Genomic DNA, 24,759 nt, shown 5'->3' on the forward strand with positions numbered 1-24,759 from the left:
CCCATTGAGGCACAGCGCATGATAGGTATTATTCTCGCCACCCACGGCAACCTGGCCCACGAGCTCCTGGAAACGGCCCAGTCAATCATCGGCCCCCAGGAGCATGTCAAGCTCCTGAGCATTGACTTCCAGCACGATGTAGACACCATTTTCACCCAGTACGAAGATTGCCTCAAAGATGTCAATCAGGGTGAAGGCGTCCTGATACTCACGGACATGTTTGGCGGCACTCCATCCAATATATCTCTTTCGTATCTGAATACTGCCAATATTGAAGTGCTGACCGGAGTGAATCTGCCCATGCTGATCAAGGTTCTCACCTCCCGCGCCGAGGCTCCCACCCCTACCGCCCTGGCAAAGATGGCAAAAACCGATGCCATCGACGGCATTGTCATTGCGTCGGAAGTCATGAGGCAAAAAGTTGAAGAAATCTAGTTTTATCCGCCTTGATGAACGGCTGGTCCATGGCCAGGTCGTACACGGCTGGCTGAGGCACCTGAAAGCCCGCACTATTGTCGTCGTGGACAGCCGGGTTGCGGTGGATCCTCTGCGACAGCAGATTTACCGCAGCGCGGTACCACGGGGCATTGACGTACAGTTCATGACACCGCCGCAGTGCGAAGAGGTCATCGACACCCTCGACGAAACCCTCTTTCTCTTCTCTTCCGTGGAGCAGATGGAAGAAGTGCTGCAGCAACACCCCGTCCAGGAAATAAATATCGGCTGCATGCAGAAGAAGAGCAGCCGTCAACAGGAGTTTAACTCCATCTATATCTCGGACGACGAACTCGACCGTCTGCGCAACCTCAAGGCAACGGGCGCGGTGATTGTCTTCCAGAAAGTTCCAGGAGAGAAAAAATTTATACTCTGAGCCAGCTCCTTCTGCTGACAGGCGCCTTCGCCCTTATAGAATCAGACCGCTATGCCTTCGGACAGTTTGGCATATGCCAGCCCCTGATCGCCTGCACCCTTACCGGCTGGATCATGGGCGACTGGGCCACCGGGCTGCTGTTGGGTGCCGCCTTTCAGCTCCTGTGGATAACCTTTATCCCCGTGGGCGCCAGCATGTACACCAACGAGTCCGTGGTGACAGCGGCCATCGCTGCTTTTGCAGCCTCCGTGGGAGAGGTGCGGCCAGAGGTACTGATGATCCTCTTTCTCCTGTGCATTCCCGTTACCGTAGTTGCCATGAAAATGGACTACCTGGCCCGCAGCGCCAATGGAGTCTTTGCCAACTACGCCAAGCAGGGAATCCTCAGCGCCCACTACTCCATGGCCCAACGCTTTCACCTGGTGGGAATCCCCCTGAACTGGCTCAACGGAATTCTGATTGGCTGGACTGTTTTGATCGGCCTGTCCCTGATCCACGATATGGCGGGACACCTGCTCCTGAAGCATGGCCTGGAAAGCGGATTGGCCCTGCAGTGGAAGCTGCTGCCACTGATCGGCATTCTCTTCCTGGCCCATGACAGCTTCCGCGACTACCGCTCCTATATCTACTTCCTGGCCGGCTGCCTCATCGGCGGCGGCATCATCGCCCTGGGGCTGATGGCATGAAGGCGCTGTCACTGCTGCGGGTTGCCTGGCGCCTGCTCTTCATCCAGAGCTCGTGGAATTTCAATAACATGCAGGGCATCGGGGTTTTCTACGCCGCCTACCCTGAGCTTTCACGTCTGAAAATGCCCGTCAAGGGCATGCGCCACTTCGCCCGCTACTTCAATACCAACCCGTACATGGCAGGGGTCGTCATCGGCGTGGCGCTGAACTACGAAATCCAGCGCGGCGAACACCTCAGCAGTGAGTACAAAAACACCCTGGCCAGCTTCTTCGGCGCCATTGGAGACGCCTTTTTCTGGGCCACCTTCCGCCCGGCCGTCTTTGCCCTGGGGGTCACCATGTACTTCATTGAGCCCCTGCGCCCCCTCTGCCTGTGGGTTCCCATAATTCTCTACCTGGCGGTAACACTCACCGCCCGCTTCTACGGTTTTTACCTGGGCTATGTCCACGGCATGTCCGTGGTGCAGAAAATCCAGCCAGGCCTGCTGCATCTCTGTATCGACGGACTCAAGAACAGTCATTATATCCTTGCCGGAATCCTGTTCACGCTCATCATGTACCAGGTGTTTCTGCACTTTGCACCCTTCTACATGGGAATTGCCATAGTGTTTCTTATCTGCAATCTGATTTTTTTTCACTTCATGCGGGTAAATGTTTTTATTATTCTGATTTCCATTTTTATGTTTATAATCGAATTTTTCAGGCAGAGCGTATGAGTATGCAAGCAAAAAAGACACTGAAAATCCAGAACCGGCTGGGTCTGCACGCTCGTGCGGCCGCCAAACTGGTGCGAGTCACAACCGCTTATGAGTGCAGCATCAATCTGACCTACCAGGACAAGAGCGTAAACGCCAAAAGTATCCTCGGCCTTCTTATGCTGGCGGCGCCCTTGGGCAGCGAAGTGCTCATCGAAGCTGACGGAAGCGATGCTCACCAGGCGGTGGATGCTCTGGAGGACCTCTTTACAAGACGATTCGACGAGGAGTAACTGGTGGAGACCTACTACGGCCACAGCGTCAGCAGCGGCATTGCCCTGGGGCGGCTGGTGCGGCTGCACGAGACGGACAACCGCATCAAGTCCATCTATATCGCTTCTGCTGACCAGCAGGGCGAGTGGCAGCGTTTTGAACAGGCGCGCCATCTGGCCCGGGCGGAACTGCAGCACAGCGCCGAAGTGATCAGCGATCTGCTGGGGGAAGCTCAGCGCCTGATCATTGAGCCCCAGATCATGATGCTTGATGACAACTCCTTCGTGACATCGGTCAGACAATCCATCTTCCAGGAAAGTTACTCCCTGGAATACGCCGTGGAGAAATTCAGACAGGAGGTCTCAGCCTCCTTTGCCAGTGTGGAAGACACCTATCTGCGTGAGCGCATGAATGACATTTTCACCGTCACCCGCCTTGTGGTGAAATACGCCCAGCAGCAAAACAGCAACCCCAAAGAGCCCGAGGACTTCTCCTACGGCAGTGAAATCCAGGGAGCTATCGTCTACGCCAACGACATCACCCCCAGTGAAATCACCCTGCTGATCTCATCGGGCATTGTCGGCGCCGTCACGGCCAAGACATCGGCCCTCAGCCATACGGCCATTCTCTGCAAGAGCATGGAAATTCCCATGCTCACCGGCATTGAGTTCGGCGAAGTGCAGGACTGCCCCGTTATCATCGACTCCTACCGGGGACAGTTCATCGTCAATCCCACGCCAGAGGTGGAAGATGACTTTCGCCAGCGGCAGCTGCGCATTATCCAGTACAAAACCATCATGGTCTCTTCGTCCTTTCAGCGTAAAGACACCGACGTGCAGATTTACGGAAACGTGGAGATCCCGGCTGAAGCCATCCACCTCGCCCAGTATCAGGCCCACGGAATCGGCCTGCTGCGCAGCGAGTTCATGATCCTCCAGATGGAGCGCTTTCCCCGCTTTGAGGAGCAGCTGGCCTTTTATCAGTCCATCCTGGAAAAGTGCAACTACCTCCCCACCACCGTGCGTACCGTGGACATAGGGTCTGATAAGGTCGCCTCATTCCTGCATATGGAGCACGAAGACAACCCGGCCATGGGCCGTCGCGGTATCCGCTACAGCCTCAGCAGGCCCGAGGAATTCGCCACCCACCTCAGGGCGATTCTCTCGCTGGCCCAGTGGACTGACCTCAGAGTCATGTTCCCCATGGTCACCATCCCCGATGAAGTCATCCGCGCACGGGCCCTGACAGAACAGGTGCTGGCGGAACTGCGCCGGGAGAATCCCGCCCTGCCCGCCTCCGTGCCCATCGGCATCATGGTGGAGACCCCCGCCAGCGCCATGAGCATTGGTGCCTTTGTCAAGTACATCGACTTTATCAGCGTCGGCACCAACGACCTCACCCAGTATGTCATGGCCAGCGATCGCACCAGCAAAGGGGTGGGGCACCTGTGCAATCCCTACCACCCCCCCATACTGCGGGTGCTGCACCACATTGCCCAGACCGCAAAAAAATTCAACATACCCGTCAACATTTGCGGCGAAACCGCTTCTGATATATTTTACTTGCCTATTCTCCACGGAATGGGGTACAGGTCTTTCAGCGTTCGCACCCCCTCTATTCCCGAAGTGCGTGTCGTGCTTTCGGATCTCGATCCCGCCCGCAGCGAGCACCTGGCGACCCGTGTCATGGAGAGCTGGAACGTGGAACAGGTCACTGAACAATGTGTTGAATTTATTCAGGATATACTGCCAACAGAACTTCTCGAATACGTCATGGTGAACAAAACATGCTAGAAACTCATCTCATCAACAACTACAAGCGTATGGACATTGCCTTTGAACAGGGAAGCAATTACACCCTCACGGACACCAGCGGTAAGTCCTATATCGACCTGCTGGCCGGCATTGCTGTTGTCAACGTAGGTCACAGCAACCCCCACGTCATACGCAGCGTCCAGGAACAGCTTCCACGACTGGTACACACCTCCAATATATTCAGGATTCCCCTCCAGGAAGCCCTGGCTACACGCATCACCGAGCTGAGCTTCCCCTGCAAGGGTTTTTTCTGCAACTCCGGCGCCGAGGCCAATGAGGCAGCCGTCAAGCTGGCGCGCCTGTACTCCTTCAACAAGCGCGGAGCTGATAACTTCAAGATCATCACCCTGCTGCGCTCTTTTCACGGCCGCACCATGGCAGGCATCTCGGCCACGGGCCAGGAAAAGGTCAAACTGGGATTCAACCCTCTGCTCAACGGCTTTGAACACGTGGAGCCCAACGACATGGAAGCCATGGCCAAAGCGGCTCGTGGTGCCGCCGCCATACTGGTGGAACTGGTGCAGGGTGAAAGCGGAGTCCACCCCCTCGACAGAGGCTATGTTCGAGAGCTGCGCCAGTTCTGCTCTGATAATGATATCCTGCTGATGCTCGACGAAGTGCAGACCGGCATCGGTCGTACCGGAAAAATGTTTGCTTTTCAGAACTACGACATCGAACCCGATGTCTTCACCATCGCCAAAGGCCTTGGCAATGGCTTTCCCATCGGCGCCATGTTTGCCAAAGAACCCTTTGCCTCCCACATGGTTCCCGGAACCCACGGCTCCACCTTCGGCGGCAATCCCCTGTGCTGCAGCGCTGCCATGGGAGTGCTGGACGCCTTTGAAACCGACGGCATTCTGGAGCATGTGCAGCACATGGAAGCCCACCTGCGCGAACTTTGCGAAGCCATGCTCGGACGCGGCACCATTATGTCCTATCGCGGCCTCGGCCTGATGTACGCCCTGGAACTGCCCGGCGAAATGCCTGATCTGGTCAAGGCATGCCTGCAAAACGGCCTGATCATCAACCAGACCTCACCCTCCACCATCCGACTGCTGCCCCCCCTGACCATTGACCGGCAAGGTCTTTCCCAGGGGCTTGAAATCCTGGAAAACACCATAAGGAACCTTACATGAAGCACTTTCTGGCACTGCGGGACTACCACAAGGATGAGCTCACCCATATTCTCAACCTGGCCTTCACCCTGAAACGCGAGCTGAAGCAGAATATTGCCCACCCGAAGCTTGCAGGGAAAACCCTGGCCATGATCTTTGAGAAGTCCTCCACCCGCACCAGAGTGTCCTTTGAAACCGGCATATTCCAGTTGGGAGGCGTTGGGCTCTTCCTGAGCTCCAATGACCTGCAGATGGGACGCGGCGAACCGATCCGCGATACCGCTGCGGTGCTTTCGCGCTATGTGGATGGCATCATGATCCGCACCTTTGCCCACTCCACGGTGGAAGAGCTGGCCAGACACTCGAGCGTCCCCGTCATAAACGGTCTCAGTGACCTCCTGCACCCCTGCCAGGCCATGGCCGATGTCATGACCATGCTGGAACACAGTGACAAGCCCCTCGAGGAAATCAAACTGGCCTATGTCGGCGACGGCAACAACGTCGCCAACTCTCTTATTTACGGTGCCGCCAGTTTGGGTTACAGTATCAGCATCGCCTCACCAAAAGGCTACGAAGTGGCTGATCATGTGGCACAGCAAGCCAGCACCATTGCCCGGTCAACGGGAGCGCCCATACACTATACCCACGATCCGGCTGAAGCGATCCGAGGTGCTGACTTCGTCTACACCGACGTGTGGGCCAGCATGGGACAGGAGGACCAACAGCAGGAGCGTCTGCGCGCCTTTGAAGGCTTCACGGTCACGGAAAAGCTCATGCAGCTTGGCACCCCCAACTGCAAGTTTCTCCACTGCCTGCCCGCCTATCGCGACAAGGAAGTCAGCGCCGAAGTCTGTGACGGACCCCGCAGCATTATCTATGACCAGGCGGAAAATCGACTCCACGCCCAGAAAGCCATCATGGTTCACCTGATGGCCTAGCAGGCGTTCCGGACTGGGCTGACCGCCATTCCAAGCTCGTTCTTTCTTAACGATATGCCTTTAACTCCCTGGAGGAACCTATGTCGAAAAAAACCAGCGTGAACAAAGTTGTCCTGGCATACAGCGGCGGCCTTGACACCAGTGTCATTCTCAAATGGCTCATCAAGGAATACGACTGCGAGGTCATCGCCTTTACCGCCGACCTCGGCCAGGAAGAGGAGCTGGACTCCGTCAAACCCAAGGCCCTGAAGACAGGCGCGTCCAAGGTGTACATCGAAGACCTGCGCGACGAGTTCGCCCGCGACTTCATCTACCCCATGATGCGCTCCAGCTGTGTCTATGAAGGCCGCTATCTGCTGGGAACATCCATCGCCCGTCCCCTGATCACCAAGGGCATGATGGATATTGTCGCCCGCGAAAGCGCCGATGCCATCAGCCATGGCGCCACCGGCAAGGGCAATGACCAGGTACGCTTCGAGCTGGCCGCCTACCACTACGACCCGTCCATCAAGGTCATCGCCCCCTGGCGCGAATGGGATCTCAACTCCCGCGACGCCCTGGTGAAATTCGCCAAAGACAATGATATCGAAATACCACCAGCCAAGAAATCCCCCTACTCGCGGGACCGCAACCTGATGCATATCTCCCACGAGGGTAATAATCTGGAAGATCCATGGTGGGAACCCGACGAGGATGTCTACGTCCTGACCGTCTCCCCGGAAAAAGCCCCTGACAAGCCAACCTGGCTGGAGATTGACTTCCAGCACGGCAACGCGGTGGCCATTAACGGCAAAGCCATGTCACCCCTGGAGATATTCCAGTACCTCAACAAAGTCGGCGGCGCCAACGGTGTGGGACGGCTGGATCTGCTGGAAAACCGCTATGTGGGCATGAAGTCCCGTGGCGTCTATGAAACTCCCGGCGGCACCATCTACCACGCAGCCCATCGCGGCATGGAAGAACTCACCATGGACCGCGAAGTCATGAACCTGCGCGACTCCCTGATCCCCCGCTATGCCGCCATGGTCTATAACGGCTACTGGTTCTCCCCCGAGCGCGAAGCGCTGCAGGCGCTCATCGACGAGACCCAGAAGACCGTCAACGGCACCGTCCGCATGAAAATCTATAAGGGCAACGTCAGCGTCACCGGCCGCAAGTCGGCCACAGACTCCCTGTTTGACGCCAACATCTCCACCTTCGAAGAAGACCATCAGGTCTACAATCAGGCTGACGCGGAGGGCTTTATCAAGCTCAACGCCCTGCGCCTGAAAATCCGCAGCAAGCTGTACGGGAAAAAGAAGTAATATGTCTTCACACCTCGGCAGTCTGCCCCACCACCAGCAGCAGGAGATGCTGCAGCTGGTGCGCGACACCATCGGCCAGGAGCTCAAACTCGTGAGCCCAAAGGCACACTATGATATCCCGGCCATGGAAAGCGGTCTCTTCGTGACCCTCACCCTGGAGGGTCAGCTGCGCGGCTGCATAGGTACTTTTTTGCCACAGCCACTGCGAGAGAACCTCACCTCCATGGCCTGCGCGGCGGCTTTCGGCGACTATCGCTTCAAGCCGCTCCAGGCCACGGAATTTGAGATGATCGCCATTGAAGTAACGGTTCTGGCTCCACCAAAGCCCGTAGGCATTGATGACATCGTTGTCGGTCGCCACGGCCTCATGGTATCCCTTGGCTCTCAGCGCGGGGTTCTGCTGCCCCAGGTCGCCATAGAGCACCAGTGGAGCCGTGAGGAGTTCCTCAGCTTTACCTGCATCAAGGCTGGACTGCCCAAGGAGGCCTACCGCAGTCCCGACTGCACCATTGAAGCCGTTGAAGCCTTTATTATAAAGGATGTAACGGGGTGATACCCCGCAGAATACACATTGAAGGAGAACCCTCATGACGTCTGTGTTATTTGCCTTGGTCTGTTCAATCCTGGGAATTGCGATGGGACTGGTGTTTACCAGAAAAATTTCCGCCATGCCCGCTGGTGACGAGAAAATGACCTCCATCGCTGCCGCGATTCAGGAAGGCGCATCGGCCTATCTGACGCGCCAGTACAAGGCAATCGCCATTGTCGGCATCATTGTAACTATCGCTATTTTCGTATTTATCGGACTGGTTGAAGACTTTGCCCATGGCGCCTTCCAGGCCATCGGCTTTATCATTGGTGCCGTGCTCAGCGCCCTGGCTGGTTTTATCGGCATGAACGTCAGCGTCCGTGCCAACGTTCGCGTAGCGGCCGCGGCCCGCGAGGGACTGCAAAGCGCCCACAAGGTTGCCTTCATGGGTGGCGCCGTTACTGGTCTGCTGGTTGTGGGCCTGGGTCTGCTGGGTGTTGCCGGTTACTATTTCATCCTGACCCTTGTCATGCCTGCCAGCAGCCACGGCCATGAAGCCGCTGTCATCTCCCTGATCGGCCTGGCTTTCGGTTCCAGCCTTATCTCCATGTTCGCCCGCCTTGGCGGTGGTATTTACACCAAAGCTGCCGATGTTGGCGCTGACCTGGTGGGAAAAGTGGAAGCAGGCATTCCTGAAGACGATCCCCGCAACCCGGCCGTCATTGCCGACAACGTGGGCGACAACGTGGGCGACTGCGCCGGTATGGCGGCTGACCTCTTCGAAACCTATGCCGTAACCGCCATCGCGGCCATGCTGATTGCCGCCTTCATGGTAAGCGACAGCTTCAGCGTCGTCACCTACCCCCTGGTTCTCGGCGGTATCAGCATCCTGGGCTCCATCATCGGCAGCTTCTACACCAAACTCACCAATGACAATGTCATGGGCTCCCTCTATAAATCACTGGCCATCAGCGCCATCATCAGCGCCATCCTCTTTTATCCCGCCACCACCATGATGCTGGAAGGCTTTGTGGAGAACCCGCTGAATGTCTTCTTCTGTGCCATCATCGGCCTGGCGGTCACCGGACTGATCTTCTACATCACGGAATACTATACCTCCACAGCCTATGGCCCCGTGAAGAAAATTGCCGCCGCCAGTGAATCCGGCAGCGCCACCAACATCATCGCCGGACTGGCCATTGGATTGCAATCCACAGCGCCCGTGGTCATGGTCATCGTCATGGGCATCATCTTCTCCTACATGCTGGCTGGCGTCTTCGGAGTGGCCATTGCCGCCATGAGTCTGCTGTCCATGGCCGGCATGATCGTCACCCTCGACGCCTACGGCCCCATCACCGACAATGCCGGTGGTATCGCTGAAATGAGCGAGCTGGACGCCAACGTGCGCAATGTCACCGATAAACTGGACGCCGTGGGCAACACCACCAAAGCCGTAACCAAAGGCTACGCTATCGGCTCCGCCGGACTGGCCAGTATCGTACTTTTCTCCGCCTACAAAGTCGACCTGGAGCGCATCAAGGGCATTACCATGGAGTTCCTGCTCTCTGATCCCTTCGTCATCGCTGGTCTCTTCATCGGTGGTATGGTCCCCTTCCTCGTAGGCGCTTACGCCATGGAAGCCGTTGGCAAAGCTGCCGGCGCCGTTATCGAAGAAGTCCGCCGTCAGTTCCGCAACAATCCGAAAATCATGCAAGGCACCGAAAAGCCCGACTACTACCAGTGCGTGAATATCGTTACCGGTGAAGCCATCAAGCAGATGATCATTCCCGCTCTGCTGCCCGTGCTGGTGCCTATCCTGGCGGTTATTATCGGAACAATGATCGCGCCCGACGCTGCCCCCAAGATTCTCGCTGGCGTCCTCATCGGCTGCATCGTAACTGGTATCTTTGTGGCGGTCTCCCTGTGCAACAGTGGTGGCGCCTGGGATAACGCCAAGAAGTACATTGAAGACGGCCACCATGGAGGCAAAGGCTCCGAAGCCCACAAAGCTGCGGTAACCGGCGACACCGTCGGTGACCCCTACAAGGACACCGCCGGCCCCGCCATCAATCCCGTCATCAAAGTTATCAACGTCGTGGCCCTGCTGCTGATTCCCTTCCTCTGATCGCCAGCACAGTACGCACATAAACAGCCGCCCCGCTCACACACGTGAGCGGGGCGTTTTCTGTACAGAACAAATCCAAAACCCTGTCAAGCAGAAGAGATCCTCTCACCCGTTGCTGCGCCTGCGCAGATACTGTCTGAAAAGGTTCAAGTTCTCCCATTCGCGCTTATTGGCGTTCATTTGCGGCTAATGCTCAGCCTTTTGCCCGTCAGGAATCTCCCTCCTGAATCACCACCCGATCCCCTTCACGCATAAGCTTGTACAGCTGCTCAGCCACATCATTATGGGTGCGGATGCAACCGCTGCTCATGCGTTGGCCGATGCTGTCCAGATTGCGAGTGCCGTGGATTGCGTAAGTCTTGCCGATATTGAGGGCAAAATTGCCCAGCACGCCGGGAAAACAGCGTTGTCCAGCGGCAATATCCGCCGCATAACGCTCCTCCTTTTCCATGGAGGGAGGAATGCACCATTCGATGCCATCGGGCTCATAGATCTTCCAGCGAACGGCATACTCACCGGGCTCGGTGAAGTAGCAGTTGCCCCCCTGCTCCCGTGGCATGCACTCATCGCGCCCAAGCCCAACGAGCGCGGTATAGATGATGCGCTCCTGTCCCCGTGAGTCCACTTCATGGACATTGAGCAGAAAACTCTCCTTGTTGATGACAATATACCGGCTGTGCCCCGGCTTCAATGGAACCAGCGGTACCGTCGGGCGGGTGATATCCCGCACTCCGCTGCGGTGTACCCACCAGGATTCACGATTGGGAGTCCAGGCATCACCGGGAAAATAGCCGGTAACGCGAATCCAGTCACCGGCCTGCCGGTTGGAGGTAAAGCGACTGCCCACCTCCCATGTGTCCAGAACCGTCTCTCCCCCGGCCTCATCACGCACATAGAGCAGTTGCACCGCCTCATAGGTGCGCGCTTCCACGCTTCGTTCCTGTGGAATATCCTGGAAGACATGTTCCTTGTGCACCCACCAGATCCCGGGCGCGGCCTTCCAGCTCCCTTCAGGGAAATATCCGGTTATGCGCAGCCACGGGCCAGACTCCTCATTGGACGTAAAGGGCGTACCCGCGTACCAGGTTCCGATGGCGTCTCCATCGGGGCGGTTAAAAATCGGCGCGTCGGCAGTAATCGTCAGGGCGCTGGTGCCCGCAGAGGCAACCACCACACGGGAGTCGGGCTGGGAAAGAGCGGAAAGGGGAGAAAGCAGGAGGAAAAGGCACAGCAGCATACGGGAAGAATATTTCGTGAACATGGTCGTGTTGTTTCTCGCTTTTGATGATAAAATGCATTTTCCTGTGAAGGGTTTTATAGAAATACGTGGCATATTGCACTGCTGTCAAGATCTTTCCGGTAAATGTACCAGGAAGAGCTGAAAGGATACTTCTTGTTTGACCGATATCAACGTGGCGAGCAGGCCATCATCGTCCATGTCAACTTCTCCCGACAGACCATGGATGCAGAAGATCTCAATGAGTGCATGGAGCTGGCGCAATCCGCCGGCGCTTCAGTACTCAGCGTGTTTCAGTGCAACCGCGACGAGCCCGACTCGCGCCTGTACATCGGCAGCGGCAAAGCCCAGGAGATCGCCCAATACGTGGAAGAGCAGGCCGTTGAAATCGCCATCTTCAACCATACCCTCAGCCCCACCCAGGAGCGCAACCTGGAGAAACTGTTTCAGTGCCGGGTCATCGACCGTACCGGCCTGATCCTCGATATTTTCGCCCAGCGCGCCCGCACCTTTGAGGGCAAACTCCAGGTGGAGCTTGCCCAGCTGCGCTATATGTCCACCCGCCTGGTACGGGGCTGGACACACCTGGAACGCCAGAAGGGCGGCATCGGCATGCGTGGCCCCGGTGAAACCCAGCTGGAAACAGACCGTCGCCTGATCCGCAAACGCATCGAGTATATTCAGCAGCGGCTGGAAAAAGTCACCCGCCAGCGCCAGCAGGTCCGGCAGCACCGCACCCGCCACGAGAAGGCCACCATCTCGCTGGTCGGCTACACCAACGCTGGCAAATCCACCCTCTTCAACGCCCTGACCACCTCCACCGTCTATGCCCACGATCAGCTCTTCGCCACCCTGGACCCCACCATCCGCTCCCTCAGCCTGCCCGGCATGCCCGACGCCTTCCTGGCCGATACCGTGGGATTCATCCGCCACCTGCCGCACACCCTGGTGGCCGCCTTTCGCTCCACCCTGCAGGAGACCCGTGAAAGCACACTGCTGCTCCACGTCATGGACGCCTCCCACGAAGAGCTGGAACGCAACCGGGAATCCGTGCTGAAAGTTCTGGAAGATATTGAAGCCATCGAAGTGGCACAGCTGGAGGTGATGAACAAGATCGACCGCATCCCCGAAGGCATTGAGCCCCATATCGACTACGACGACGAAGGAAAGCCCCGGCGGGTATGGATCAGCGCCCTGCGGGGACAGGGACTTGATCTGCTGCGCCAGGCCGTCGCCCAGCTTTTGGAACCACAGCTGAAAAGAAGCCACATCGTCCTTGGCCCCGCCCAGGGAAAACTGCGCGCGCTGCTCTACGAACGCAACGCCATTGTCAACGAAACCCTCGACGATGAAGGCAACTGGATACTTGAGGTCTTCCTCGCCCGGGAGCACCTCGAGCGCCTGCTGGAGAGCCATCCCCCGTGCTGAATCTGCTGAAGTACCTGGTACTGCCTCCCGTCATCAATGCCCTGCTCATCGCAGTCGGCAGCCTGCTGTGCATAAGGAGCCACCGTCGTCTGGGCATAACACTGTGGAGCATCGGCCTCCTGAGCCTGCTGCTGCTCAGCCTGCCCGTCACCAGTGCCTGGCTGCACAGTGGCCTGCAGCAGCACCCCCCACCCACCGGGAAAGACATACGCCGCGCCCAGGCTATCGTCATCCTGGGCGGTGGACGCGATTACGGCGCACCGGAATTTGGCGCGGAAGACGCCCCCGGCAACGCCACCTGGCGACGCCTGGCCTATGGAGCACACCTGGCCAGACAAAGTGGTCTGCCCATCCTGGTCAGCGGCGGACGGGTACACGGCGAACTCCACAGTGAAGCCTGGCTGATGGATCAGGCCCTGCGACACTCCTTTGGTCTCGAAGCCCAGTGGAGAGAAGAGCACAGCCGCACCACCAGAGAAAACGCTCGCTACAGCGCCCCCATCCTCCAAAACGCAGACATCACGCATATTCTGCTGGTCACCCAGGCCTGGCACCTGCCCCGCGCCCTGCCTGAATTTCGCCGCCAGGGCCTTGAAGTCATCCCCGCTCCCACCGACTTCGCCAGCCCGCCACCAGGAGGCATTATCGCCTGGATACCTCGCGCCCATCATCTCGAGCGCAGCACCCAGGCCATCCACGAGTGGCTCGGCAAAGCCGTTTACCGCCTCCTCGGCAGCTCCTGACACTCCTCACAGTAGTACACTTCGATAATCGGATGATGGATGCCCGCCATATCCGCCAACTGCTCCTTGTACACCTCCGGAGAAACCGGATGGTGACTGACCACCGAAGCCATCAGCGTCCACGCCCCCTGGCCCACCGACCACAGGTGCAGATCCGTCACACGGCTGTCGGCAACCCCCTCCAGACGGCTGCGAATCCGGTTACGCAGCTGCTTCGGCCCCTCGGCATCCAGCAGTACCGCACTGGTCTGGCGCAGCAAGCCAAAAGACCAGCGCAGAATCACCAGCGAAGCCACCAGGGCAATCACCGGATCTAGCCAGTTCCAACCCCAGAGCCAGGCCGCCAGCAAGCCGACAATAGCCGCCACCGAGGTCACCGCGTCGGCGATGACATGCACCAGCGCCGCCCGCAGATTATTATCCTGATGGTGATGGTGAGATTCATGGGAGTCCCCATGATGATGGTCGTGATCGTGATCATGGCTGTGATGGTGATCGTGACTTCCCGCCAGCAGCCAAGCGGAAACCAGATTGACCAGCAAGCCGATCACCGCCACCATCAGAGCCTCCATGGCATAAAGCGACTGGGGATTGAGCAGACGGTTCACCGACTCGTACACCAGCCAGAGAATGGAAGCTCCCAGGAAAAGGGCGCTGGTGTAGGCCGCCAGATCTGCAATCTTGCCACTGCCCAGACTCAAGCGGCGATCATGGGCGTGGCGCCGCGCCAGGTAGTACGCCAGCGTCGCCAGCCCCAGCGCCACCGTGTGACCACCCATGTGAATTCCGTCCGCCAGCAGGGCCATTGACCCCGTCAGCCAGCCACCGGCAATCTCGCCAATCATGGTCACCAGCGTCAGTATGGTGACGATCAGCGTGCGCCGTTCCGCGCTGCGCTTCGTCCCCTGACCGAAATCGTGTTCACTGTTTATGCGCGCCACCAGGGTACAGGTGTCCATGGATGGCGCAGAAGAAGCGTGTGTTGCCATACAAAGTGCTCCCAAAGAGAATATCCGGCCAGCACGACCGGTGAGCGTTCAGGCCCATTCATCAGAAGAAGCATGATAGACCCGGCTAACCGGAAAATCAACTGGGCGCGTACTTCATTGGCAGCGGATTATGAAAATGTCTTTCACGAAGACAACCTGTTTCGGTACAGAACCACAGCAGAAGCAGCAAAAAACAGGGCAAACATGATGTTAAACCTGCCACCTTCCAGGAGAACCAGCAGGGGTGATGGCAGGTACACAAAAAATGAAGTCCACAGCCACACCACCAGGGGATGAAAAAACAGTATCCATTTTGGAAACGGCGTACGCCCACGCAGAACCAGAACCATCAGATACAGCAATCCAGCGGCCATAAAAAACGCATAGAAATAAAACATGGAAAACGCCGTGACCATGAGTTGCTCCAGAAGAACCGCATGGTCATCCGTACGCGAGACAAAACCAAAGGGCGCAAACATCGCGTGAAATACAGCGCCAAAAACAATAGCCGCCGCCAGCATGACAAAAATCACTGTTCCGCTGAGCGGAGCCGTTTTTGCCAGTGCCCTTTTGATGTGGTAGAAACCCGCTATGTAAAAAACCGTGGCCAGTGGCCCACACAGTGCTCCCAGGTGAAGGCGCCAGTCAGAAACACCGGACATGATCCGGAAAATATCCTCTTCAAGGCTGGTTACAGGGGTGGGCGTGTAGTAAAAAAGCATATCCCCGGCATACATAATCACCGCCCCCAATAACCCCAGGAGTGCATAAACCCATGTTCGCATATGTCAGTGCTCCTTTGCATTTTTGACATCAACCACTTATCCAGAAAACCTGCGCCGCATCGCCAGCCCGCCAGAGAGGGCCAGAACCAGCAGCAGCACCGCACACACGCCATAGGGAAGTGTTGGGTTCATGCCGTACAGCGCCGCACTGGCCAGTGGCGCAATCACGATGGCGAGCCCCTGGACGGCTGAAACCGAACCAGCCGCATGGCCCTGTTCCGTGGCGCTCACCGCATTGGCTGCCAGGGCCTGAAACGCCGGAAAAACCAGTCCCATGCCCGCCGCAGCAATACCGTAACTCACGATCAGACCCAAAGACGCGGATACCTGGGTTACCGCACCAAAACCTGTAGCCGCAACCAGAGCTCCGCTGGTGAGCCATACTTCAGGTGCAACGGAACGAAACCGCATGACGGCAACCTGAACCGCTATCAACATGACCCCGACACAAGCCATGGCAGAGCCCGCTACTCTGGCCGCACTGGCTCCGTCGAGATTCAGGCGGTCAAGGGCAAAAAAACCGATACACGTCTGAGCGGTCACCACGGTACCCATGGCAAGCAGGGCACTCGCCAGTGGCAGGCGCAGACGCGGATCGAAAAGTCGCGGCGGAGCCGCTGAAGCGGCACTACGAGGTTCCGTAGCGGGCAGAAAACGCCACAGCAGCACCACCGCCAGCAGCGGCAGCACCGCCGCCATATACAGTGGCAACGTCAGGCTCCAGCTGGCCAGCATACCTCCGAGGAGCGGACCCAGCACCATGCCGATGGCATTGGCGGCGCCCAGGGACGCCATGGCTGAGGTCCGGGTTTCACGGGGAAAACGATCGGCGATCAAGGCCGCGCTGGCAGGGGGAACAGCCGCATAGAAGGCTCCGATCAGGCTGCGGCTCAGTGACAGGAGGGTCACGGTTACGACGACGCCCAGGGAGAGGTACAGGGCGATATCCAGCACCACCGCCAGCAGCAGATAGGCCAGGGCAAATCCGCCCATGCTCAGCAGCAGTATCGGCTTGCGTCCATACCTGTCGCTGGCCCTTCCCCAGGGGCGGGCCAGCAGCATCCACAATACGCCAGCCAGGGTGACTGCCAGCCCGCCATGCCACTCCGCCAATCCCAGAGCCCGTACCAGCGGGCCGACCACCGCGACAAAAGCCATCATCGCCGATACGCACAGGGCGTTGGCAATCAGCAGCGGGCGCAGTTCAGTCACGGGAGTCACCTCCCGCAGCCACGGCCAGATGCCAGCTTTTGGCGCTCTGCTGGGCATTCCACATGGCCCGGTAGCGTCCACCGGCATCCAGCAGATGTTCATGGGTTCCCTGCTCCACCAGTTTCCCGTCTTCAAGAACCAGGATGCGTTCAGCCCCCACGATGGTGGAAAGCCGATGGGCTATGACAATAACGGTACGATCCTGCACCAGCGTATCAATAGCCTGCTGGACAGAAAGCTCACTTTCGGTATCCAGCGCTGCCGTTGGCTCATCCAGCATGACAATGGGCGCATCCTTGAGGAGAGCGCGGGCAATACTGATGCGTTGCCGCTCACCTCCCGAGAGGCTGCCACCGATATCGCCAACCCGGGTCTGATACCCAAGGGGCAGGCGGCTGATGAATTCATGGCAGCAGGCTGCCCGGGCAGCGGCTTCCACTTCAGCATCCGTGGCACTGCAACGGCCCATGCGGATGTTGGCGAGAATGGTATCGTCAAAGAGGTACACATCCTGGAAAACCACGGAAATACAGGCCATAAGCTCTTCGGGCTCCATGGCCCGGATATCGTTTCCTCCGATCATGATGCGACCCTGCTGGGGATCAGCATAGCGCATCAGCAGGCGCGTGATCGTCGTCTTGCCGGAACCCGACGGTCCCACCAGCGCGGTCAGGGATCGCTCCGGCAGATGGAGATCAAGGCCACTGAGCACTGCGCCCTCCGTACCGGCATACTGGAAGCTCACCCCTTCAAAGCGCACGTCAAAACGCGTGGGCAGTGAAGAGGGCTGCAGGCATGGCAGCGGTTTCACCGCCAGCAGCTTTTCCACCTGTTCAAAACCCGCCTCCATATAGTCAAAAACCGCCGACAGGTTCGTCATGATCGCCAGGGGCTCGGAAATTCGCACCGTAATAATCAGCAGCGCCGCCAGCATGGCAATGGAAAGGCTGCCACCAGCGACCAGGACAACTCCCAGTGCCAGGATCAGGATAAGCCCGCCCTCAATCAGGGTCCATATAACCAGACTCGGCCAGAGGCCGGACCACTGGTTTCTGGCCTGGACATCCTGCAGATGCACCAGGGACTCCTGCAGGCGACGAGCCTTCACTCCTGTGGCATTGGCAGAGCGCAGCACCGCCAGGCCCTGGGTATACTCGATAATTTCAGCCGAAGTACGGGCATGGGCAGCCGCCAGCGTGCGCATGCTTCCCCCCGAGAGACGCTTGCGCCACCGATAGAGGGGCACCGTCACCGGAAACAGCAGGAGCATGGCCAGAGCCAGGCGCCATTCAATCAGAGCCGTCGTCAGGACCACTACCAGTGGAACCAGGGCACTGCGCAAAAAGGTATCGGCCAGCATGCCCATGGGGGTGACCACTTCGTCCACATTGCCCGCAATCACGGCGGAAAGCTCTCCGGTCCGGCTCTGATAGAGTTCTTCCAGGGGCATGAGACGCAGCTGGTTCCCCAGGCGCACCCGAATGGCATGGGTAACGTCAGCCAGACAGCGGGAGTACCCGAAGGTGTGTCCGTGCCAGCGCAACACCCAGTCGAGCAGCGCAAAAAGCAGCATCATTCCACCGGGAACCCACAGGGCATGAACATCAAAAGGCTCACGCAGCACCGCTGACAGAATCGGATACAGGCACGCCAGGGCCAGACCCTGAAAAATAGCCGAGAGCGCGGAACTGATCAACGATGAACGCAGCTGGGGTGCCCGTTCATCGGCTATCTGGATCATGCGCCCATAGGTTTGCCAGAGCGTGGGTATGCCAATGCGCGGCATGGCGTCAGTGGGTGTCATGGGTGCCTCCTGTGGGCCGGATTTTTTGCAGGGACCAGCCCTGAGCCTGCTCATAGGTATTCCAGAGCCGCCGATAGAGGCCCTTAAGAGCCAGGAGCTCTCCGTGACAGCCCCGCTCGACGACACAGCCACCCTCAAGGACGAGAATCTGATCGGCATCCTGGACCGTGGGCAGGCGATGGGCGATAAGGATAACCGTCCGTCCGCGCATCAGGTGTGCCAGAGCGCTGACCAGGGCTACTTCATTTTCGGGGTCCGCAAAAGCCGTAGCCTCGTCGAGCACCACGATGGGACGATCCTGCAAGATGGCACGGGCAATGGTGATACGCTGACGCTGCCCACCGGAAAGGCGACCACCACGGTCTCCCGCCCTGGTTTCATAGCCTTCCGGCAGCTGCACAATGAAATCATGGGCCTGAGCGGCCCGAGCCGCCCGTTCCACTTCGGCCATGGTAGCGTCGGGACGGCCCAGGCGAATATTGTCGGCAATGGTATCGTGAAACAGGAACGTATCCTGGAAGACAAATGCCACATGGGACATCAGGGTCTGGGCGCTCATGTGGCGCACATCCACACCACCAATCCTGATCGCACCCGCGCGCACATCCCAGAAGCGTGGCAGAAGACGCGCCACGGTGCTCTTGCCGGAGCCCGAAGGGCCCACCAGCGCCGTCACCGTGCCGGCAGGCACACAAAAACTCACCTCGTGCAGAACATCACCGGATCGCTCTCCATAGGCGAAGCTCACCGAATCAAAGACAATATCGCTGCCCACAGGCTGCTGCGCGGACAGCGGCTCCGGCAGAGGCGGCTCGGATCGCAGCGACTGAATACGCAAGGCACTGCCATTGGCTTTGCGGATAAAACCACTCAGCCACATCAACGGAATCAGCGCCTCCGCCATACCTGTACCGATCAGCAGCACCCCCACCCAGACCGCAAAACTCAGACTGCCGGAAGCGAAGAGCAGGCTGCCTGCCACCAGCAGGGCTATGAGTGTGGGCAGCGGACTCAGCACGATCATGGCAAGACGTCCGCTGGTGCTTGACGCCTCCACCCAGTGCGCCAGGACACCATGGAAGGCGCTCAAGGCCTGATGATAGCGTCGAAACGAGGTACTGCCGTCATCGAACGTCCTCACCACCGGCATGGCCTGCACAAACTCGATAACCGCCCCGTTGATGCGTTCCCGTTCCGCGTCATAGCGTTCGGAAAGCTCTCTGTGATCCCGCATGGCCAGGCGCAGCACCAGGACACCAGCCAGCAGCACCCCCAGCGCCACCAGAGCCAGCCGCCAGTCGATGACCAACAGCACCACCAGGGTGACAACGGGAGCGGTAACCGAGCGCCCCAGCAGAGGGGTGCTGTCTGCCACGAAACCATGCAGGTCTTTCACATCATCCTGAATGACTTTGGTCAAAGCACCGGAGCCGCTGGAGAGAAGAAATCCCAGTGGAACACGGGCCAGGTGCTCCGCCAGCTCAGTGCGCAGCATTGTCTCCAGCCGGAATGCCACCAGGTGAGACAGGGTAAAGCTCGCCCCGCGCAGGATGAGCGCCACCGCCGTCAGTAGCAGCGCCAGCACCATCCACCGTGCCGGCTGGGGATCACTCTGCAGCAGTTCATGCACCACCAGCGCCAGGACCACGACAGCACCGATGGTTGCCATGGAACCGAGCGCCGCCAGGGCCATGGCACCGCGAATTCCCCCCATGACGGGTGCCATCACTCCCCAGATACCGGGTTTGCTCAGCATTCCATGGGCCAAAGGCGATTTCATATCAGACCTCCGGACAGCAGCCGCATCAGCGACACTCCGGTGACGATGCGCGCCACAGATTATCAACGGGAGCCCGCTCATAGGCGAAGCGTCCATCCAGGTACAGGGCGTCACAGGCATCAGTGGCATGGCTCTCCAGGCCACTCACCGGTTCCCCCCGGAGCTTTCCGTCCCGAATCACATAGCGCCAGGGCTCCAGAGGCGTCTCTTCCGTCTGCCAGCCACCCGCATGCCATATCCAGCGTTCTCCGGTAATCTGAAGTTCACTGCCACCACCCAGGCGCACATCCGAAGCCAGCGGGGGACCAAGCAGCCGTTCCGCGCTGGACGCTCCCACCTTCGCCCGCAGTGCGCTGACCGCATCGCCCTGGCGTACATCTGCCAGCAGAGCGTTCAGCTCACCGGAAGATTGAGTTACTACCAGATTCAGAAGCGCCAGCGGCGCATAGTCCACCGCCCAGCCCGATTCCGTCGGAGCACTCCGCAGCGTCGTCACCGGTATGGTGCTGGCTGCCAGGGAACGCGCCACCTGATCCGTGCCGTGAGAGAGCAGGGCCGACAGGGCACTGAGGCCATCTGCTTCCGCCACACATGCCAGGCCAAGGGCACCGGAGAGTCCGGGATTCAGCCACAGGGAACCCTCACCTTCGCGCACATCGCCGTCATCCAGAATCACCCGTTCCGCCAGGGCCCGGGCAATGGCCGAACGTCGCAGCCATCGCCCCACGCCACTCTCCTGGACATCCCAGTGGGGCGCTTCGGCCAGCAGCAGCCTCTCGCCCGACAGGCGGGTCTCGCCCAGTTCACGGGGCCACTGGAGAATGTGGGAAACTGGCGGAACGCGTCCCATGCGTTGACCAATACAGGCTCCCATGGCGTCAAGATCCTCGACCACCGACGCCGCCATGCCCCTGCGGCTGCGATCATGCAGCAGCGTTACCGCACCATGATCATGCTCCTCCAGACCAGCCACCCAGGCATCGGTAAAATCCAGCAGGCCATGGGTCGCTCCGCGCTGGACATGAACGATCTCCTGCCCCCGGTGTACCTGTACCTCCCAACTCCAATCACCCGCCGCAGCCGCGGCACCAGCGGCCAGCGTGGAGGCGTAGGGAGGCAGAACCACGGGGTTCGGCAGGCCAAAGTGCTCCCGTTCTGCGGGAGTACGCAGCACATGGTTGGCATCAAAGCCCAGCCGAGGCATCAGGTCCGGCGCGTGCAGCCAGTATGCATCGGCGACCAGCCAGGGTGGCCGATGCTCAGGGTCCCAGCCCCGCGCCGACAGTGTCCACTCCAGAGTCACCTGGCAACCCGTGGGAGGACAGTTCTCCAAAGGCACAGCCACATGGTGATGACGCACCTCGGCAACGACTTCGCGTCCCTCCACCATCGCTTTCTGAAAACGCAGCAGATCGGGCAGTGCAGCGTGCAGGTGTCCATTGTCGGAGCTGACCCCTTCCATGCGCCACTGCCCTGCAAGCTGCCGCTGCTGCGGATATACCTGCAGCAGCACATGCCCGCCAGCCACCGTGAAAGGAGCGGCCTGTCCAAGCCAGTGACGCTCCCAGGCGGCATCGTGGGCAAGCTCCGTGGCACGGCTCTCGTAATGACCCTGCGCCACATAGCGCTCAAACATCACCACACTGAACAGGGCCAGGCAGATTGTCGCCGCCAGGGCACCAATACCAGCCCGGCCACGCAGAGAGCGGCGAAATGTTTTCCAGCGCACTTTCCAGTGGTCATCGGTGCCCCGTACGACCAGCATGGCACTCAGGGCCAGCAGCAGGGCTGCCAGAGCCAGTTTGAAACCGCCGCTGACCAGCAGTTTCTCCATCCAGGGGCCAAGTCCCGTCAGCCCGGAAATATGCACGGGTATCTGCAATCCTATTTCCAGGGGTGGATAGGTCACCAGGTGGGCCTCATGGTTCACGATCATAATAAACACCGCCAGGATAGAGGCGGCATAGGCCGGCCCCGGACGGCGGATCAGAATGTGCAGTAACAGGGTGAACGCGCAGATTTCCAGTAACGCGGGCAGAAGCACGAAGAACTGGTGCGCAAAGGGAAAGACCAGGCGCACACTTTCCGGTGCCACGAACAACGCCGTGAGAAGGCTGGCCAGAGCCGGAACCATGACCAGGACCAGGGCAATGCCTGCCATACCGGCAACCAGTCCGGCCAGGCGCACAGAGTTCGGCGCCGGTGCCGCGTCCAGCATCTGCTCAATACCACCCCGGCCATCCCGGCGGATGGCGAGGCCCACCAGGCCAGCCAGCATAAACACGATGATGAGATAGAAATTTCTGGAGAGCAGAGGGGTGACCAGCTCGGGGCGAGGCACCATGGGACCGTAGGCGTGCTGCACGCCATGGACAAACCCAGCCGCAAACCCCAGCAGCACCAGCATGCCCAGGGTCAGCCACATCCAGCGACGGTTGAGCACCTGGCGCACCTGCCACCAGGATTCACTGGCTGCGGCACGGCTCCACGAAACCGCCCCGCCGACAGGCCCCGGCAACACCTGTGGCCCTGGCCCCAGCTCATTACCCGACGCAACCGCCATGACTGCGCGTCCGCGCTCCAGCACCAGCCACTCCCGACGGACGCGCAGCAGGGAAACCGCCAGCAGCAGTGGTGGCAGACCGCACCAGATCAGACGATTCCAGATCAGGCCAGGGGTCAGGGCCAGCAGAGCCGTGCTTTTCTGGTGGGGTGTCCAGTTGTCGACAACCTGATACTCCGTCTCGGCAAAGCCGGAAGGATCGAGAATCGCAAAATAAAAGGGGTCCACATACCCGTCCTTGAGGATGATCATGGAGACCATCCAGAAACCCATCAGGGCAGCCGCCACCGCGAAAGGCGCGCCGAGACTGCGGCCGCGCAGGGCGGCCACGAAATACAGAGAACCGCTTCCCAGGGCCAGGGGAATAATAAACAGCAGCATTCCCCAACCAAAGGCAAGCCAGGGGGTCGGAGCAAAGGAATTCTCCGGCACAGCGCCCATCCACTCCAGAACGGGTGCAATGGCAAAGCCGACAACCTGGGAACTGCCGATCACAATGGCAACGGCCAGGGCTCCCACAAAGCGCGCCCCCAGCAGCTGGCGCAGGGAAACAGGAGAAGCCAGCACCACCTCATGCAGGCCAGCGGCCTGATCACGCAGAATAGGCTGAGCGAACACCCAGGCCCAGATAAAGAAGAGGAAAAACGACATCCCCGAAGACATGAGATAGACCAGAGCCGGCGCATTGCGGGGTACGTCCACCGCCCCCATATCGCGCAGATAATCAGCGTTACTGAGCACCAGCAGGAGATACCCCACCAGCACCAGATAGACCAGAATCACGACACCGCTGCTCATGCCAAAACGAAATTCATGCCAGGCTTCCTTCAGAAAGAACTTCATTCCTCTGCCCCCGTCAGACCTGCCTGGGCCAGCGCCAGGTGGTAGACATCTTCCAGACAGGCAGTGTGACGCCGGAAGCCCTTCCCCGGCGAAGCCTCTGCCTGCACCACAGCCAGGGTGCCATCGGGTACCGCACTGTAATGGAGGGCTTCGGGTAATTCGTCGCCCCGTGGCACCACCCGTGACCACAGGCGATTTTCCAGACTGCCGATCAGTTCAGAAGGCGAGCCCTCCATCAGGATGCGGCCGTGGGCCAGAATGGCCAGGCGACCGCACAGGCTCTCCACATCCTCCACGATATGGGTTGAAAGCAGAACCACCGCATCGGCCGCCACATCAGCCAGAACCCGGTGGAAGCGATTGCGCTCGGCCGGATCAAGCCCAGCAGTGGGTTCATCCACTATCAGCAGGCGCGGCGAACCGATCAGGGCCATGGCAATACCGAAGCGGCGCAGCATGCCACCGGAATAGGTGAAGACAGCGCGATGGGCAGCTTCGTTAAGATTCACCCGCTCCAGGAGGATACTCACCTCAGCCTGACGCTCCCGGCGATCCGTGCGACCCTTGAGCCAGGCAAAGCGAGTCAGCAGGTCACGCCCGCTGACACCAGGATAGGCCCCGATATGCTGGGGCAGATACCCGAGCCGCTTTCGCAGGTGATCAGGCTGCGCCAGCACATCTATTTCATCCAGATAAATCTCACCCGCATCCGGGGCCTGCAGGGTCGCCAGTGTCCGCATAAGGGTGCTCTTGCCCGCCCCGTTGGGGCCCAGCAGTCCATACAGGCCGGGCCCCACTTCGAGATCCACGCCATCAAGGGCGCAGACACCGTTGGCGTAGGTTTTTTTCAGCCCCTGTACTCTCAGACTCGTCTCTTTTCGCATCGTAATGTGCTCCTGCGGGAAGGCTTCCCGCGATATTTTTTCAGCCGATATCTTCGGACACCGGCAGTGCCTGGGGTGACAGTATTGTCCCTCCGGCATGGTTTTCAGGGTGCTCTGCCCGGCTGATGTACTCAGCCGGGC

General features: G+C 59.2%; 21 protein-coding genes. 13 read left to right on the top strand and 8 right to left on the bottom strand.

What is annotated here, in order from left to right:
* The first annotated feature begins 18 nt into the window (after positions 1 to 18).
* The 11 genes from SELIN_RS09760 (at position 19) to SELIN_RS09810 (ending at position 10,350) form a co-directional block, all read left to right on the top strand.
* A complete protein-coding gene (locus tag SELIN_RS09760; RefSeq protein WP_013506500.1) occupies positions 19 to 435 on the top strand; it encodes a PTS sugar transporter subunit IIA in 417 nt (138 codons plus the stop codon).
* A complete protein-coding gene (locus tag SELIN_RS14135) occupies positions 422 to 871 on the top strand; it encodes a PTS sugar transporter subunit IIB (RefSeq protein ID WP_013506501.1) in 450 nt (149 codons plus the stop codon). The genes SELIN_RS09760 and SELIN_RS14135 overlap by 14 nt, the downstream gene beginning before the upstream one ends.
* Before the next feature lie 14 nt (positions 872 to 885).
* The gene (locus SELIN_RS09770) at positions 886 to 1,557 is read left to right on the top strand and encodes a PTS sugar transporter subunit IIC (protein WP_226509085.1); all 672 of its coding nucleotides are present in this window, start codon (positions 886 to 888) and stop codon (positions 1,555 to 1,557) included.
* Entirely contained in the window at positions 1,554 to 2,273 is a 720-nt protein-coding gene (locus SELIN_RS14140; RefSeq protein ID WP_013506503.1) for a PTS system mannose/fructose/sorbose family transporter subunit IID, read from the top strand. Before SELIN_RS09770 ends, SELIN_RS14140 begins: the two co-directional genes overlap by 4 nt.
* Positions 2,270 to 2,545: an HPr family phosphocarrier protein gene (locus SELIN_RS09780; protein ID WP_013506504.1), complete on the top strand. Its 276-nt coding sequence runs from the start codon at positions 2,270 to 2,272 to the stop codon at positions 2,543 to 2,545. Before SELIN_RS14140 ends, SELIN_RS09780 begins: the two co-directional genes overlap by 4 nt.
* A gap of 3 nt (positions 2,546 to 2,548) precedes the next feature.
* A complete protein-coding gene (gene ptsP / locus SELIN_RS09785; RefSeq protein ID WP_013506505.1) occupies positions 2,549 to 4,318 on the top strand; it encodes a phosphoenolpyruvate--protein phosphotransferase in 1,770 nt (589 codons plus the stop codon).
* Positions 4,312 to 5,475 (top strand): aspartate aminotransferase family protein, encoded by a 1,164-nt coding sequence (locus SELIN_RS09790; protein WP_013506506.1) that lies wholly within the window; start codon positions 4,312 to 4,314, stop codon positions 5,473 to 5,475. Before ptsP ends, SELIN_RS09790 begins: the two co-directional genes overlap by 7 nt.
* A complete protein-coding gene (gene argF / locus SELIN_RS09795) occupies positions 5,472 to 6,392 on the top strand; it encodes an ornithine carbamoyltransferase (protein WP_013506507.1) in 921 nt (306 codons plus the stop codon). Before SELIN_RS09790 ends, argF begins: the two co-directional genes overlap by 4 nt.
* A gap of 80 nt (positions 6,393 to 6,472) precedes the next feature.
* Complete coding sequence (locus tag SELIN_RS09800) at positions 6,473 to 7,696, top strand: argininosuccinate synthase (protein ID WP_013506508.1); 1,224 nt, start codon at positions 6,473 to 6,475, stop codon at positions 7,694 to 7,696.
* Position 7,697: 1 nt separating this feature from the next.
* Entirely contained in the window at positions 7,698 to 8,249 is a 552-nt protein-coding gene (amrA, locus tag SELIN_RS09805) for an AmmeMemoRadiSam system protein A (RefSeq protein WP_013506509.1), read from the top strand.
* A gap of 34 nt (positions 8,250 to 8,283) precedes the next feature.
* Complete coding sequence (locus tag SELIN_RS09810) at positions 8,284 to 10,350, top strand: sodium-translocating pyrophosphatase (protein ID WP_013506510.1); 2,067 nt, start codon at positions 8,284 to 8,286, stop codon at positions 10,348 to 10,350.
* Between the two features lie 208 nt (positions 10,351 to 10,558).
* On the opposite strand, the gene SELIN_RS09815 is transcribed toward SELIN_RS09810, so the two are convergent.
* Positions 10,559 to 11,611: a L,D-transpeptidase gene (locus tag SELIN_RS09815; protein ID WP_013506511.1), complete on the bottom strand. Its 1,053-nt coding sequence runs from the start codon at positions 11,609 to 11,611 to the stop codon at positions 10,559 to 10,561.
* Between the two features lie 132 nt (positions 11,612 to 11,743).
* On the opposite strand from SELIN_RS09815, the gene hflX reads away from it, so the two are divergent.
* Positions 11,744 to 13,015 (top strand): ribosome rescue GTPase HflX, encoded by a 1,272-nt coding sequence (hflX, locus tag SELIN_RS09820; protein ID WP_041726863.1) that lies wholly within the window; start codon positions 11,744 to 11,746, stop codon positions 13,013 to 13,015.
* Positions 13,009 to 13,758, top strand: a complete 750-nt coding sequence (locus tag SELIN_RS09825) for a YdcF family protein (RefSeq protein ID WP_013506513.1) — start codon at positions 13,009 to 13,011, stop codon at positions 13,756 to 13,758. The genes hflX and SELIN_RS09825 overlap by 7 nt, the downstream gene beginning before the upstream one ends.
* Here the strand turns inward: SELIN_RS09825 and dmeF are convergent.
* The 7 genes from dmeF to SELIN_RS09860 all read right to left on the bottom strand — a co-directional run bounded on the left by dmeF (position 13,734) and on the right by SELIN_RS09860 (position 24,618).
* A complete protein-coding gene (gene dmeF, locus SELIN_RS09830) occupies positions 13,734 to 14,747 on the bottom strand; it encodes a CDF family Co(II)/Ni(II) efflux transporter DmeF (RefSeq protein WP_013506514.1) in 1,014 nt (337 codons plus the stop codon). The genes SELIN_RS09825 and dmeF overlap by 25 nt on opposite strands.
* A 143-nt stretch (positions 14,748 to 14,890) precedes the next feature.
* Positions 14,891 to 15,532 carry a DUF6796 family protein gene (locus tag SELIN_RS14145; protein WP_013506515.1) on the bottom strand — a complete coding sequence of 214 codons (642 nt, stop codon included), beginning with the start codon at positions 15,530 to 15,532 and terminating at the stop codon, positions 14,891 to 14,893.
* A gap of 36 nt (positions 15,533 to 15,568) precedes the next feature.
* A complete protein-coding gene (locus SELIN_RS09840; protein ID WP_013506516.1) occupies positions 15,569 to 16,744 on the bottom strand; it encodes an MFS transporter in 1,176 nt (391 codons plus the stop codon).
* Positions 16,737 to 18,548, bottom strand: coding sequence for an ABC transporter ATP-binding protein (locus SELIN_RS09845; RefSeq protein WP_013506517.1), 1,812 nt, complete (start codon positions 18,546 to 18,548; stop codon positions 16,737 to 16,739). The genes SELIN_RS09840 and SELIN_RS09845 overlap by 8 nt, the downstream gene beginning before the upstream one ends.
* Positions 18,535 to 20,328, bottom strand: a complete 1,794-nt coding sequence (locus SELIN_RS09850) for an ABC transporter ATP-binding protein (RefSeq protein WP_013506518.1) — start codon at positions 20,326 to 20,328, stop codon at positions 18,535 to 18,537. The genes SELIN_RS09845 and SELIN_RS09850 overlap by 14 nt, the downstream gene beginning before the upstream one ends.
* Before the next feature lie 25 nt (positions 20,329 to 20,353).
* Positions 20,354 to 23,734 carry an ABC transporter permease family protein gene (locus SELIN_RS09855; protein WP_013506519.1) on the bottom strand — a complete coding sequence of 1,127 codons (3,381 nt, stop codon included), beginning with the start codon at positions 23,732 to 23,734 and terminating at the stop codon, positions 20,354 to 20,356.
* A complete protein-coding gene (locus SELIN_RS09860) occupies positions 23,731 to 24,618 on the bottom strand; it encodes an ABC transporter ATP-binding protein (RefSeq protein WP_013506520.1) in 888 nt (295 codons plus the stop codon). Before SELIN_RS09860 ends, SELIN_RS09855 begins: the two co-directional genes overlap by 4 nt.
* Positions 24,619 to 24,759 lie beyond the last annotated feature (141 nt).

This window comes from Desulfurispirillum indicum S5 (assembly GCF_000177635.2).
GTDB classification, from domain to species: domain Bacteria; phylum Chrysiogenota; class Chrysiogenetes; order Chrysiogenales; family Chrysiogenaceae; genus Desulfurispirillum; species Desulfurispirillum indicum.